Origin of the sequence: Phreatobacter oligotrophus (assembly GCF_003046185.1) — a bacterium.
Classification (GTDB): Bacteria; Pseudomonadota; Alphaproteobacteria; order Rhizobiales; family Phreatobacteraceae; genus Phreatobacter; species Phreatobacter oligotrophus.
The window spans coordinates 107,938-121,718 of the sequence record NZ_PZZL01000010.1; the positions used below are offsets into that span (position 1 = coordinate 107,938).

The window sequence follows — 13,781 nt, forward strand, 5'->3', positions numbered from 1 at the left end:
CCGCCAGCCTGTCCCGATCTACCGCTCGCCCCCCGGCGGACCCGTCTCGTGGTCCTCCGGGGCGGCGTTCGTGTCCTCGACCTTGAGCGGCGTCAGTAGGCGCAGGGTCATGACGGTCAGCACGGTGAGGAGCAGGGCCACGGCCCAGGCCCCGAGGCCGACGGCGGTGCCGATGGCACCCGTCGCCCAGAGGCTCGCCGCCGTCGCGGTGCCGCGGACCGAATTGCGCATCTTCAGGATGGCGCCGCCGCCGATGAATCCGACGCCGGTGATCAGGCCCTCGACGATCTTGCCCATGGCATCGGGGTGGGTCCCATAGCGCAGCTCCGCCGCCTGCACGAAGCCGCAGCAGGCGATGGCGACCAGCGGGAAGGTGCGAAGGCCGGCGCTGCGCTCCTCCTGCTCGCGATCCCAGCCGATGGGCAGGGCCAGCAGATAGGCGATGGCCAGCGCGACGAGATGCTGCAGAGCCTGCGCATCGCGCACGAAACCCCAGACCGTGTCCGTCATCGATCATCCCTCATCGATCCTCCTTGGCGACGCGAAAAGGGCGGCCCCGCAGGACCGCCCTCTGGTGCGTCACCCCATCGGGGTCAGCGGCGCATGCCGTAGAGAAAGCCGACGAAGGCGGCGACGGCGATCGACTGGAAGGGGCGCGATGTGATCTCGTCGCGCAGCATGCGCTGCAGGTCGCCGGCGCGGTTGGCCATGACGTCGGTATCGACGCCGACGGCCTTCAGCTGCGACTGGGCGGCGCTGGCGAGATCGGACACGCCAGTCTGCGGGTTCATGGTGTTGGCATCGGCCATCGGGGTCCTCCGGGTTGGGTGCAAGGGTTTGCCTTGCCTGCGCAACGCCGGGTGACGCGGAATCGTTCCTTGGCCCCTCAGCCGCGGGTGACGTGGTGGGCGGGCGTCGCGCCGCCGTTCCACTGGCCGCCCAGCGCCCGCTCGACCTGGGCTGCGAGCTGGAGCAGCAGCCCGTCCTGGCCCTGCGCGCCCATCACCTGGATGCCCATGGGCAGGCCGTTGGCCAAGCGCCCGAAGGGCATGGAGAGGCCGGGAATGCCGCAGAGATTGGCGAGCGGCGTATAGGCGAAGATGCCCCAGAGATTGGCGAACCAAGCGTGCACGTCCGGCTCGTCGCTGACGGTCAGATACTCGGTGGTGCCGATACGCGGGGTCGGCTTCGCCATGGTCGGCGTGAGGATGATGTCGAAGCGCTCGAAGAAGGCGCCGAAGCCGCGCGAGGCGGTGTTGAAGGCGAGCTGCATCCGCGTGCGCTCGGAATAGGTGGCGTCGATGCCGGCGGCCCAGAGGCGGATGTTCATCGGCTCGACCAGGTCCTCGGGCGGGCGGGTCATGCCGCGCGGCTCCAGCAGCAGCGCGATCGTCTGGGCGAAGTTGGTGATGTAGCAGGTGGTCTGCGCCTTGAAGGCTGCCTCGTAGTCGATGGCGGGCTGGGCCTCCTCGACATGGTGGCCGAGGCCCTCGAGGAAGCGGGCGGCGCGCATGAGTTCGGCGATGATCTCCGGCGAGGTGCCATAGGGCCCCCACTGGTGGGAGAGGCCAATGCGCAGCGGCTTCGGGTCGCGGCGGACGAGGTCGGCATAGGGCTCGTCGGCGCGCCAGTAGGGCATGAACTCGCCAGGGGCGCCGCCGCGGCAGGAATCGACGAAGAGCGCGCTGTCGCGGACGGAGCGCGACAGGCAGCCCTGCGACGAGACGATCGAGGCAAGGTCGGAGCCGCCGGGAGCGATGGAGAAGACGCCGCGCGAGGGTTTGAGGCCAATGAGGCCGTTGACGCCGGCGGGGATGCGGATGGAGCCGCCGCCATCGGTGCCGTGCGAGAGCGGCAGCGCGCCGGCCGCCACCATGGCCGCCGTGCCGGCGGAGGACCCGCAGGTCGTGTAGGCGGTGTCCCAGGGATTGCGGGTGACGGAGATGGCGTTCTCGGCCGAGGAGCAGACGCCGAACTCGGGCGTCGTCGAGCGTCCCATGAGGTTGAGGCCGGCGGCGCGGATCTTCCGGGTCAGGTGGCTGTCGGCGGCTGCCACATTCCCCTGCATGAGCTGCGAGCCCATTTCCTGGCGGCGGCCCTTCAGCGTCGGCCCGAGGTCCTTCATCAGGTAGGGCACGCCGGCGAAGGGGCCGGCGGCGTTCATGCCGTCCTTCAGCGGATCGGCGACGACGTCGTCGAAGACCTCGACCACGGCGTCGAGGGCGGGGTTCAGCCTGGCGATGGCGGCGGCGGCCTGGGCGGCGAGCTCAGCCGGAGTGACCTCGCCCTTGCGGACGCGGTCGGCCAGCGCGACGCCGTCATGCGCCGCCCATTCGCTCCAGCTCATCGCGAGGGTCATGATGTCCGTCCTTCAATCCCGGTGGTGCCACAGCCTTCGGGCCTTCGGGAGCCGATGACCAGCGGGCATGGCGCATGGCGGCGATGCGATGCGCTTTCGGCCCCTCACCCTTCCCTCTCCCCGCCAGCGGGGAGCGGGGGCACCAGCGTCTTGCTCGTTGCGTGACCGTTGTGACTGGCATGGCGGTTCGGGGCATCCGCGACGTCGTCGTTCCCCTCTCCCCGCGTGCGGGGAGAGGGAAGGGTGAGGGGCCGTTTCGAACATGCCCCCGATCAGACGGGCATCCGCGCCCTCCATTTTCCCGTGAACCTTTTCCGCTCTCCCCCCGACCCATGGTCACTCCGCAGCACGGTGCCGCGGACATGACCCGGGGAGGCGACCCATGTTTGCGAAGCTCGATGTTCGGAAGTCGGCTCTCACGTTCCTTGCTGCGGCGCTCGTCTCGACGCTGGCCGGGATCGCCGCCTCGGCCCATGCCTCGCCGCTGGCAGCCTCGGCCCGGCTCGTTGCGCCCCATGCCATGACCGACGGCAAGGGGGCCGAAGCCTCCGCCGAGCGCAACGGCCACCGCCTCACCCGCCCGGCCAACCGTTTCGACGGGGCGGCCGGGACGGCCGGCAGCACGATCGAGGGCCGCTGAACGGAAAAAGGCCGGGTTGCCCCGGCCTTCTGTCAGTCCCGATCGATAAAGCCCCGGCTCAGAGGCCGAGCTTCTTCTTGCGCTGGGCGAGGGTGCGCAGGCGCAGCGCGTTCAGCTTGATGAAGCCGGCGGCATCGCGGTGGTCATAGGCCACGGCGCCCTCCTCGAAGGTCACCAGTTCCTTGTCGTAGAGCGAATAGGGGCTCTCGCGGCCGACCACGATGGCATTGCCCTTGTAAAGCTTCAGCCGCACCGAGCCGGTGACGAACTGCTGGCTCTTGTCGATGAGGGCCTGCAGCATCTCGCGCTCCGGCGAGAACCAGAAGCCGTTGTAGATGAGCTCGGCATATTTCGGCATGAGCTCGTCCTTCAGATGCGCCGCGCCGCGGTCGAGGGTGATGCTCTCGATGGCGCGGTGGGCGAAATAGAGGATCGTGCCGCCAGGGGTCTCGTACATGCCGCGCGACTTCATGCCGACGAAGCGGTTCTCGACGAGGTCGAGGCGGCCGATGCCGTTGATCTTGCCGAGCTCGTTGAGCTTGGTGAGCAGGGTTGCCGGCGACAGCGCCTTGCCGTCGATGCCGACGGCATCGCCCTCCTTGAAGTCGATGGTGATGTAGGTCGGCTTGTCCGGCGCGCTCTCCGGGCCGTCGGTGCGCGAGTAGACGTAGTCCGGCACCTCATCGGCGGGATCCTCCAGCACCATGCCCTCGGACGAGGCGTGGAGCAGGTTGGCGTCGACCGAGAAGGGCGCCTCGCCGCGCTTGTTCTTGGCGATCGGGATCTGGTGCTGTTCGGCGAACTCGATGAGCTTGGTGCGGCTCGACAGGTCCCATTCGCGCCAGGGGGCGATGACCGTCACGTCGGGCTTGAGCGCATAGTAGGAGAGCTCGAAGCGGACCTGGTCGTTGCCCTTGCCGGTGGCACCGTGGGAGACGGCGTCGGCGCCGACGGCCTCGGCGATCTCGATCTGGCGCTTGGCGATGAGCGGGCGGGCGATGGAGGTGCCGAGGAGATAGAGGCCCTCATACATCGCGTTGGCACGGAACATCGGGAAGACGTAGTCCTTCACGAAGGTCTCGCGCAGGTCGTCCATGAAGATGTTCTCGGGCTTGATGCCGAGCAGCAGCGCCTTGTCGCGCGCCGGTCCCAGTTCCTCGCCCTGACCGAGATCGGCGGTGAAGGTGACGACCTCGCAGCCATAGGTGGTCTGCAGCCACTTCAGGATGATGGAGGTGTCGAGTCCGCCGGAATAGGCGAGGACGACTTTCTTGACGGACTTCTGGGCGGCCATGGGCGTTCCCTGACAGGGCTTGGGCGGGGTTGCGCCGACTTAAAGACAGTCCGGGCCGCTGGCAAGCGGCGCCATGTCAACCCGGCCGCCCGGCAAGCCGCCGGAGCGGCGCGCCGATGCGGGCGAGGCGGGCCGCCCAGACCTCTTCCGGCGCGGCGCCGGGCCGCCGGTAGAACCAGCGATAGGCCCCGGCGATCATCAGCAGGGTGATCAGGATGGCGATGAGCGTGTCGGACAGGAAATGGCCGCCAAAGGCCATGCGCAGGCCGGAAATGACCGCCGTGTAGGCGGCAACGCCCGCCAGCAGCGGCACGCGCGCCGCCGGCGGCGCAAGGAGTACCGGCGCGGCCAGCCAGGCGGCGCCGGAGGCCTCGCCCGAGACGAAGGAGCAGTTGGTGCGGCATTCGCGGCCATTGCCCGGCTGCCACCAGGGCGTGAACTGCCAGGGACCGCCGAACTGCGTCACGTGCACGGGGCGGGCCCGATCCCAGACTTCCTTGAAGACGCCGTTGACGACGAGCACGGGTGCGGCGGCGACGGTCAGGAAGAGGAAGAGCGCGGCGCGGGCCGACATGAACTGCCGGCTCGCGGGCGCGACGATGTGCTGGAGGATGGAGACAAGCGCGGCGATGCCGATGGCAATGGTCGGCCACATGCTGACGCGGCGCAGGAGGGCGGCAAGGCCCCACTCGCTCATCCAGAAGCCCGCGGCGGGCGTCCAGAACCAGCCGCCGACCGCAAGGTCGATGCCGGGCGCGACGGCGATTGCCGCAATGACGACGGCGAGCGCCAGCAACGTTGCGAGAAAGAGGGCGCGGACCAAGGGGGCTCCAGCGGATCGATGGCGATGCGCGCTTCTAGGCCAGCCGCGGGCGACTGAACAGCGCTACGGTGTCTCAGGAGGCGCGGTCGGCCTCCGAGGCGTCGTGGCGCATGATGAGGGGCACCTGCGCCATGGCGAAGATCATGGTGAGGGGCATGATGCCCCAGACCTTGAAGGCGACCCAGGTGTCGGTGGTCTGGGTGCGCCAGACGATCTCGTTGAGCGCGGCGAGGACGAAGAAGAAGAAGGCCCAGCGCCAGGTGAGCAGGCGCCAGCCCTCGTCGGTGAGGTCGAAGACACTGTCGAGGACGAGCTTGAGGACGTTGCGGCCGCTCAGCCCGGCCCAGACCAGCACGCCGCCGAAGAGGGTGTTCACGATGGTCGGCTTGAGCTTGATGAAGAGCTCGTCGTGGAGGATCAGCGTCAGGCCACCGAAGATGGTGATCACCACCGCCGAGACGAGCGGCATGACGGGCAGCTTGCGGACGAGCGTCCAGGTGATGGCCAGCGAGGCAAGGACGGCGACGACGAAGATGCCGGTGGCGAGGAAGAGACGGTTCTGCGTCGCCACCCCGAACCAGCGGTCTCCATAGGAATTGACCAGGAAGAACAGGACCAGCGGACCCATCTCCAGGGCAAGCTTGGCGACCGGCGGCAGTTGGTGTTTTTCGGTATGTGTCATCAGCCCTAGCGCCATGGACAAATCGTCCGGCGAGTTTAGCTTGCGCGCGACGTCGACACCAACACACACCGACGCGATTATCGAGGAGTGGCATCTTGTCCTATGTGTTCGAACCCGCCGCCCGCCCTGCCCTGCCCGTGGTCGGCACCGACAAGCTCTTCCCTGTCCGCCGGGTCTATTGCGTCGGCCGCAACTACGCCGCCCATGCCCGCGAGATGGGCGGTGACCCGACCCGCGAGCCGCCGTTCTTCTTCAACAAGGCCGCCGACGCGCTGCAGCCGGTGCCGCATGGCGTGACCGTCGACCATCCCTATCCGCCGAAGACCTCCAACTATCACTTCGAGCTGGAGATGGTCGTGGCGCTGTCGAAGGGCGGCAAGGACATCCCGGTCGAGAAGGCGCTGGACTGCGTCTTCGGCTATGCCGTCGGCCTCGACATGACCCGCCGCGACCTGCAGGACGAGGCCAAGGCGCTGAAGCGCCCGTGGGAGCTCGGCAAGTCCTCGGACCTGTCGGGCCCGGTCGGCCCGCTCTATCCGGTGTCGATGGTCGGCCATAAGGGCAAGGGCCCGATCTCGCTCACCGTCGATGGCGTCACCAAGCAGAAGGCGGACCTCGCCGACATGATCTGGTCGGTGGCCGAGCAGATCTCCTTCCTGTCGACCTATTTCGAGGTCTGTCCCGGCGACGTGATCTTCTCCGGCACGCCGGACGGCGTCGGTGCGGTGACGCGCGGCCAGACCATGGTCGCCGCCGTGGACGGCCTTGGCGAGATCAGCCTGAAGGTGGTCTGACGCTCCTCCCCGGTAGACCTCCGGTCCAACACAACGCGGCTGCCCCGGCAGCCGCGTTTTTCGTTGGACAGGTAGGACCTGCGATGCGCCCAACAGAAAAGGCGGCCCGAAGACCGCCTTTCCCAATTCCGGTGACGCGGGGCGTCACAGCGAGCGCTTGATCTCCTCGACCCGGTAGCACTCGATGACGTCGCCGGGGCGCATGTCCTGGTAGCTCTCGAAGGCCATGCCGCATTCCTGGCCGACCTGGACTTCCTTGACCTCGTCCTTGAAGCGCTTGAGCGTCGAGAGCTTGCCCTCGTGCACCACCACGCTGTCGCGGATGAGGCGGACATTGGCGCCGCGCTCGACACGGCCATCGGTGACACGGCAACCCGCCACCTTGCCGACCTTCGTGATATTGAACACCTCGAGGATCTCGGCATTGCCCAGCATGGTCTCGCGCAGTTCGGGCGCGAGCAGGCCGGACATGGCGGCCTTCATGTCATCCACCAGGTCGTAGATGATGTTGTAGTAGCGGATCTCGATGCCCGCCTGCTCGGCCGCGGCACGCGCTTCCTTGTGGGCGCGCGTGTTGAAGCCGATGACCACGGCGCCCGCGGTCTGGGCGAGGCCGACATCGCTCTCGGTGATGCCGCCGACACCCGACAGGATGACACGCGCGGCGACCTCGTCGTTGCCGACCTTTGCCAGCGCACCGACGATGGCCTCGACGGAACCCTGCACGTCACCCTTGATGATGAGCGGGAATTCCTTCTTGCCGGCACCGGCCTTGAGCTGGCTCATCATGTCGACAAGGCTGCGGCCGGCGCCGAGGCGGGCGGCTGCCTTCTCGCGCTTCACCGCCTGGCGGTAATCGGCGATCTCGCGGGCACGGGCCTCGGTCTCGACCACCGCAACGCGGTCGCCGGCCTCGGGCGTGCCGTTGAAGCCGAGCACCTCGACCGGGACCGAGGGACCGGCACCGTCGACCGTCTCGCCCTTGTCGTTGATGAGGGCGCGCACGCGACCCCACTCGGCGCCGGCGACGATGATGTCGCCGGGATGCATGGTGCCGCGCTGGATGAGCACGGTGGCCACGGGACCGCGGCCGCGATCGAGCTTGGCCTCGATGACCGTGCCCTCGGCGAGGCGGAAGCCGTTCGCCTTGAGGTCGAGCAGCTCGGCCTGCAGCTGGATGAGCTCCAGCAGCTTGTCGAGGCCCTGGCCGGTCTTGGCCGACAGTTCGACCTCGAGCACCTCGCCGCCGAGGCTCTCGAGCTGCACCTCGTACTGGAGCAGGTCGGTCTTGACCTTCTCGGGACGGGCGTCGGGCAGGTCGATCTTGTTGATCGCCACGATCAGCGGAACCTTGGCGGCCTTGGCGTGATTGATGGCCTCGACCGTCTGCGGCATGACCGAGTCGTTCGCCGCCACCACCAGAACCACGATGTCCGTCACCTTGGCGCCGCGGGCGCGCATGGCGGTGAAGGCGGCGTGGCCCGGCGTGTCGATGAAGGTGACCAGGCCGCCGAGCGGCGTCTGCACCTGATAGGCGCCGATATGCTGGGTGATACCGCCGGCCTCGCCCGAGACCACGTTGGTCTTGCGCAGGGCGTCGAGCAGCGAGGTCTTGCCGTGGTCGACGTGGCCCATGATGGTCACGACCGGGGCGCGCGACTCCAGCATGTCCTCCGGATCCGGGCTGTCGAAGAGGCCTTCCTCGACGTCCGACTCGGCGACGCGCTTCACGGTGTGGCCGAGTTCCTCGGCGATCAGCTGCGCGGTGTCGGCATCGATCACGTCGGTGATCTTGTGCATCGCGCCCTGCTTCATGAGCATGCGGATGATGTCGACGGCGCGCTCCGACATGCGGTTGGCGAGATCGGCGATGGTGATCGTCTCGGGGATCGTCACCTCGCGCAAGATCTTTTCCTTCTGTTCGGTCGGTCGGCGGCCGGACATGCGCTGCACGCGGCGGCGGAACGAGGCTTCCGACCGCATGCGGTCCGAGGCGTCTTCCAGGGCATTGGTGAGGGTGAGGCGCGTGCGGCTCGGCGCGTCAGCGGCCGGGCGCTCCGGGCGGGCGGCAGGCGTTGCCGCCTTGCCGCCGACGCCGCGGCGGGCGCCGCGCGGTGCGTCATCGTCATCCGCGCCGCCACGGGGACGGCCAGCGGCCGGCGGGCCGGACCGCATCGGGCCGGCACCTTCGGGACGGGTGGGGATGGCGCTGGCGGCCGGGGCACCGGTAAAGGGACGCGGCGGGCGCGGCCCGTCGAGGCGCGGCGGGCGGCCGTCGAGGCGCGGCGGGCGATCGCCGAAGGGACGGTCGCCGGCCGGACGCGGGGCATAGCCGCCCTCGCGGCCACCCTCGCGGGGCGGACGGTCACCATAGGGGCGGTCGCCCTGCGGGCGCGGCGGACGGTCGCCGAAGGGGCGGTCGCCCTGCGGACGGGGCGGACGGTCGCCATAGGGGCGGTCGCCCTGCGGACGGCCACCAAAGCCACCCTCGCGCGGCGGACGGTCGCCGAAACCGGGACGGTCGCCCTGCGGACGGGGCGGACGATCACCATAGGGACGGTCACCCTGCGGGCGGGCGCCGTAGCCACCCTCACGCGGCGGGCGGTCGCCGAAACCGGGACGGTCGCCCTGCGGACGGTCGCCGAAGCTGCGGCCCTCGCGGGCGGGGGGCGCCGAGGACCGGGCCTCGGGCTGGGGAGCGGCATCGGCCTGCTCGGCGCGCGGCTGGCGGCCGAGGTCATCGAGGCTGCGGGGGCGGTTCTCGTCACCGAAACGGCGGCGGGATTCCCATTCGGCGCGGCGGCGGGCCTCTTCCTCGGCGCGACGGCGGTCATCCTCCTCGCGCTGGCGGCGGTCCTGCTCGGCACGCTCGGCGGCGCGGCGCGCCTCCTCGTCGGCCCGGCGGCGGTTCTCCTCGTCGGAGACCTTGCGCTCCTCGGTCTCGCGCTGGCGAGCCTCGGCAAGCACGCGCTCGCGGGCCTCGCGCTCTTCCTCCGAGAGGGTGCGCAGGATCATGCCGGCCGGAGCAGCGGGCTTCGGCGCGGCCGGCTTGGCGGCAGCGGGAGCGGCCGGGGCAGGTGCCGGCGCCGGTGCAGGGGCCGCGGGCGCGGCGGCGCCCGGACGCGGAGGCGCGAACGAGCGCGGCTTGGCCGAGACCTTCTCCACCACGACGGTCTTGGTGCGGCCGTGGCTGAAGCTCTGGCGAACCATGCTCTGTTCATTGCCGGCGGGCTTCTTCAGGCTGAGGGTCTTGCCCGTCAGGCTGAGGGTCTTGTCGCCGGAGGTCTTCTCATCGGTCATTCGGTTCGGGTCCTGCGCCTATCGGCTTTGGTCCTGGGAATTCAGTGCTTCGGCTCGTTGACGGGAGCCGGAGGTGTCGCGCCGGTCACAGATCCGGTGCGATAGACCTCAAGGGCCGTGCAGCGCGCGAGTACATTGGTGCTCGGCCCGCCGGCGAGCAGGGCAGCATGTACCACATTCATGCGCCCCAATGCCAAATCCAATTGCAGCGACGTGAACGCCGTCACGCGCGGCAACCGATCACCGGTATCGGGGTCGGCGCGGCGGGCGGCCTGGCCGATTTTCCTGACCCCGTCATCGCTCGCGTCCGAGGCGTGGACGAGGCCTGCGACCTTGCCCTCGGCGAGCGCGCCCTCGACCTTGGCGAAGCCGGCGACCACGGCGCCGGCCTTGTTGGCGAGCGACAGGGCGGCGATGGCCTGGGCCTCCAGCAGCTTCTCGACGAGGTCGGGAAGATCCGGAGCGACGGTGACCTCGCGCTTGAAGGCGCGGGCGAAGAGCTTGCGTTTCACCGCCTCGGCGACAGCCGGACGGGTGGCGGTGACCCAGGCGCCGCGGCCCGGCAGGCGGGCCTTCACGTCGGGCACCACCTGATCGTCGGGACCGACGACGAAGCGGACGAGCCCATCGGGGGCGCCAGCCCGGCGATGGACGATGCAGGTGCGTTCGCTCCCCGCGCGGCCCGTCAGCGGGCCGGCGTCGAGCGTCGGCTCATCAGCATCGTTCACCACGGTTGCGGCCACCCCGGCTCATCTCCCGCTCAGGCTTCGGCGGGCTCGGAATCGGCCTCGGCCGGCTCCGGAGCCTCGATCCAGCCCGCCTTGACGCGGGCCTGCATGATCATCGCCTCGGCATCGTCCTTGGTCAGCTCGAAGCCGTCGAGGAAGCCCGCGTGCTTGACGGTCTGGCCGTCCTTGCGCTCGCTCCAGCCGACGAGGTCGTCCGGCACGCAGCCGGCGAAGTCCTCGAGCGACTTCACGTCGTTCTCGCCGAGCTTCACCATCATGGCGGTGGTGACACCCTCCACCTCGCGCAGGTCATCGGCAACGCCGAGCTCCTTGCGCTTGGCGTCGTGCTCGGCCTCGACCTTGGCGATGTGATCAAGGGCGCGGCGCTGCAGTTCCTCGGCGGTCTCCTCGTCGAAGCCCTCGATGGAGGCGAGGTCGGAGAGCTCGACATAGGCGACCTCCTCGACCGAGCGGAAGCCCTCGGAGGTGAGCAGCTGGCCGACGACCTCGTCGACGTCCAGGGCGCCCATGAACAGCTTGGTGCGAGCCTCGAACTCGGCCTGGCGACGCTCCGACTCCTCCTGCTCGGTGAGGATGTCGATGTCCCAGCCGGTGAGCTGCGAGGCGAGCCGAACGTTCTGGCCGCGGCGGCCGATGGCGAGCGAGAGCTGCGGATCGGGCACGACGACCTCGATGCGCTCGCGGTCCTCGTCGAGCACGACCTTGGCGACCTCGGCCGGGGCCAGCGCATTCACCACGAAGGTGGCGATGTCCGGATTCCACGGGATGATGTCGACCTTCTCGCCCTGCAGCTCGGCGACGACCGCCTGGACGCGCGAGCCGCGCATACCGACGCAGGCGCCGACCGGATCGATGGAGGAATCGCGCGAGACGACGGCGATCTTGGCGCGCGAGCCGGGGTCGCGGGCGACCGCCTTGATCTCGACGATGCCGTCATAGATCTCCGGAACCTCCTGGCCGAAGAGCTTGGCCATGAACTGCGGATGGGTGCGCGACAGGAAGATCTGCGGACCGCGCTGCTCGCGGCGGACGTCGAAGAGGTAAGCGCGGACGCGGTCGCCGTTGCGGAACATCTCGCGCGGGATCAGCTCGTCGCGACGGATGATCGCCTCGCCGCGGCCGAGATCGACGATGACATTGCCGTATTCGACGCGCTTCACCAGGCCGGAGACGATCTCGCCGACGCGATCCTTGTACTCGTCGAACTGGCGGTCACGCTCGGCCTCGCGGACCTTCTGGACGATGACCTGCTTGGCCGACTGGGCGGCGATGCGGCCGAAGTCGAAGGGCGGCAGGGTCTCGGCGATCCAGTCGCCGGGCTGGGCGGCCGGGTTCTTGCGACGGGCCTCCTCGGTGGCGATCTGGGTGGCGACGTTCTCGATCTCGTCGACGACCTGGAGCAGGCGCGACAGGCGGATCTCGCCAGACTTCGGATTGATCTCGGCGCGGACCTCGGTCTCCTGGCCGTAGCGCGAACGCGCGGCCTTCTGGATCGCGTCCTCCATCGCCTCGAGCACGATCTGACGGTCGATCTGCTTCTCGCGCGCGACCGCGTCGGCGATCTGCAGGAGTTCCAGTCGGTTTGCCGAAACGGCCATGGTCGGTCCCCTCTAGCGGGAAGGTTTGGGTTTGGCGTAACGACCCGGGCCCTTGGGCTTGGGGCCCTTCGAATAGGGCGCGCCGGGGGCGGGTTTCTTCTTCGGGGCCGGCGCGGCGCGCACGGGGCGCGGCGTGCCGGGGCGGACGATGACGATCTCGGTGTCGTCCTCGCCCTCGTCGGCGGCGTCGATGTCCTCGTCGCCGTCCTCGTCCTCCTCATCCATGGCGCGGCCGGCGGCTTTCGCCCGGCGCAGCGCCTCGCGGATGAGATCATCGGTCAGCACGAGGCGCGCCTCGCCGATCTCCTCGATCGGCAGCAGAACCTCGGTCGGCTCGTCGCCCTTGGTGTCGGTGCGCTTGATGCGGGCGTCCTTGCCGGCGGCGCCGAGCACGAAGCCGCGGTAGCGCTTGCGGCCGTCCTGGGCGACCGCCATCTCGATCTTCGCCTCATAGCCCGACCAGCGGTCGAAATCGCCGGCGCGGACCAGCGGCCGGTCGATGCCCGGCGAGGAGATCTCGAGATTGTAGGCGGAGGCGATCGGGTCCTCGACGTCGAGGACCGGCGACAGGGCGCGGCTCACCGCCTCGCAATCGTCGATGGTGAAGGTACCGTCAGGCCGCTCGGCCATGATCTGCAGGGTCGAGCCGCCGGCCTGCGAGCCGGAGATGCGCACACGCACCAGGCGGAAACCGAGGCCCTCCAGCACCGGCTCGGCGATGGACGCGACGCGCGCCGCCGCCCCCGTCTCGACGATGAGGCGCGGGTCGGCGCCAGCGGCATCCGCCGCTTCGGCCAGGACTTCAGGACGCGGGTCTTGCCCGGACAATCGCAACTCCGAAAAGGGAGATCACCGGGGCTGAAACAAAAAGAGCGGGTCCCCGGGGGGACCCACTCTCACGATAGCCATCGATGAGGGTGTATCACGTGACGCTTCACATACGCCCTGCAACGCCGTCGCGCAAGAGGCGGTGCGCCGGAACGGGGGCCCGCAGGCGAGCCCCCATCAGGCGTCACTGATCCTCGTCGTCGTCGCCGGCGTCGCCGATCAGGTCGCTGACGTCGCCGTCGTCCTCGTCCTCGTCGTCCTCGAGGAAGGTGTCGTCCTCGTCGCCGGCATCCTCGACATCGACGTCCACGTCGTCGTCGATGACCGCGGCCTTGGCCGGGGACGCCTCTTCGCCATCGGCCTCTTCGAGGCTGACGAGTTCGGCGTCGGCGACCTCGAGCTCGGCCTCGTCCTCATCGGGCTGCGGGGCAGCCTTGGCGGCGGCCGAGCCGCGGCGGGCGGGCTCGAACATGGCGCGCTGGAGCACCTCACCCGTGTAGGGCGAGACGATCGGATCGCGGTTCAGGTCGTAGAACTTCTTGCCGGTCGTGGGGCAGATGCGCTTCACGCCGAGTTCGGGTCTCGCCACGGCGGACTCCTTGAGAAAGATCGGACTTCGCTTGAAGGGGGGTCAGTTGGACGCAAGGCCCCGGCTTGTCAAGAGGCTTGCGGCGCGGGATAGAGCGCACGACCCTTTTTTCAGACAGCCCGGAT

The 13,781-nt window shown here is 69.3% G+C and carries 13 protein-coding genes; 2 read left to right on the top strand and 11 right to left on the bottom strand.

All coding sequences use genetic code 11. The features are described 5' to 3' along the window. Positions 1–18: 18 nt before the first annotated feature. The 3 genes from C8P69_RS19510 to C8P69_RS19520 form a co-directional block, all read right to left on the bottom strand. Positions 19–510: an MgtC/SapB family protein gene (locus C8P69_RS19510; protein WP_108179120.1), complete on the bottom strand. Its 492-nt coding sequence runs from the start codon at positions 508–510 to the stop codon at positions 19–21. A gap of 83 nt (positions 511–593) precedes the next feature. Next, positions 594–809, bottom strand: a complete 216-nt coding sequence (locus tag C8P69_RS19515) for a hypothetical protein (RefSeq protein ID WP_108179121.1) — start codon at positions 807–809, stop codon at positions 594–596. 77 nt (positions 810–886) lie between these two features. Next, positions 887–2,359 (bottom strand): amidase, encoded by a 1,473-nt coding sequence (locus tag C8P69_RS19520; RefSeq protein ID WP_108179122.1) that lies wholly within the window; start codon positions 2,357–2,359, stop codon positions 887–889. A 382-nt stretch (positions 2,360–2,741) separates the two neighbouring features. Between C8P69_RS19520 and C8P69_RS19525 the strand changes: the two genes are divergently transcribed. Further along, a complete protein-coding gene (locus C8P69_RS19525; RefSeq protein WP_108179123.1) occupies positions 2,742–2,999 on the top strand; it encodes a hypothetical protein in 258 nt (85 codons plus the stop codon). Between the two features lie 58 nt (positions 3,000–3,057). Here the strand turns inward: C8P69_RS19525 and C8P69_RS19530 are convergent, their stop codons facing one another. The 3 genes from C8P69_RS19530 to C8P69_RS19540 all read right to left on the bottom strand — a co-directional run bounded on the left by C8P69_RS19530 (position 3,058) and on the right by C8P69_RS19540 (position 5,798). Then, positions 3,058–4,293, bottom strand: a complete 1,236-nt coding sequence (locus C8P69_RS19530) for an argininosuccinate synthase (RefSeq protein WP_108179124.1) — start codon at positions 4,291–4,293, stop codon at positions 3,058–3,060. Positions 4,294–4,369: 76 nt separating this feature from the next. Beyond that, complete coding sequence (locus C8P69_RS19535) at positions 4,370–5,116, bottom strand: phosphatase PAP2 family protein (RefSeq protein ID WP_108179125.1); 747 nt, start codon at positions 5,114–5,116, stop codon at positions 4,370–4,372. Positions 5,117–5,189: 73 nt separating this feature from the next. Beyond that, positions 5,190–5,798, bottom strand: coding sequence for a septation protein A (locus C8P69_RS19540; protein ID WP_108179187.1), 609 nt, complete (start codon positions 5,796–5,798; stop codon positions 5,190–5,192). A gap of 92 nt (positions 5,799–5,890) precedes the next feature. On the opposite strand from C8P69_RS19540, the gene C8P69_RS19545 reads away from it, so the two are divergent. Continuing rightward, positions 5,891–6,592 carry a fumarylacetoacetate hydrolase family protein gene (locus C8P69_RS19545; RefSeq protein WP_108179188.1) on the top strand — a complete coding sequence of 234 codons (702 nt, stop codon included), beginning with the start codon at positions 5,891–5,893 and terminating at the stop codon, positions 6,590–6,592. A 144-nt stretch (positions 6,593–6,736) separates the two neighbouring features. Here C8P69_RS19545 and infB read toward each other — a convergent pair whose 3' ends face one another. The 5 genes from infB to C8P69_RS19570 all read right to left on the bottom strand — a co-directional run bounded on the left by infB (position 6,737) and on the right by C8P69_RS19570 (position 13,656). Continuing rightward, positions 6,737–9,892 (bottom strand): translation initiation factor IF-2, encoded by a 3,156-nt coding sequence (gene infB, locus C8P69_RS19550; protein WP_108179126.1) that lies wholly within the window; start codon positions 9,890–9,892, stop codon positions 6,737–6,739. A 41-nt stretch (positions 9,893–9,933) separates the two neighbouring features. After that, positions 9,934–10,635, bottom strand: coding sequence for an RNA-binding protein (locus tag C8P69_RS19555; RefSeq protein WP_245902145.1), 702 nt, complete (start codon positions 10,633–10,635; stop codon positions 9,934–9,936). Positions 10,636–10,652: 17 nt separating this feature from the next. After that, positions 10,653–12,239: a transcription termination factor NusA gene (gene nusA / locus C8P69_RS19560; protein ID WP_108179127.1), complete on the bottom strand. Its 1,587-nt coding sequence runs from the start codon at positions 12,237–12,239 to the stop codon at positions 10,653–10,655. A gap of 12 nt (positions 12,240–12,251) precedes the next feature. Further along, on the bottom strand, positions 12,252–13,067 hold the full coding sequence (gene rimP, locus C8P69_RS19565) for a ribosome maturation factor RimP (protein WP_425440773.1): 816 nt from the start codon (positions 13,065–13,067) through the stop codon (positions 12,252–12,254). Between the two features lie 184 nt (positions 13,068–13,251). Beyond that, positions 13,252–13,656, bottom strand: a complete 405-nt coding sequence (locus tag C8P69_RS19570; protein ID WP_108179191.1) for a TIGR02300 family protein — start codon at positions 13,654–13,656, stop codon at positions 13,252–13,254. Between the last annotated feature and the right edge of the window lie 125 nt (positions 13,657–13,781).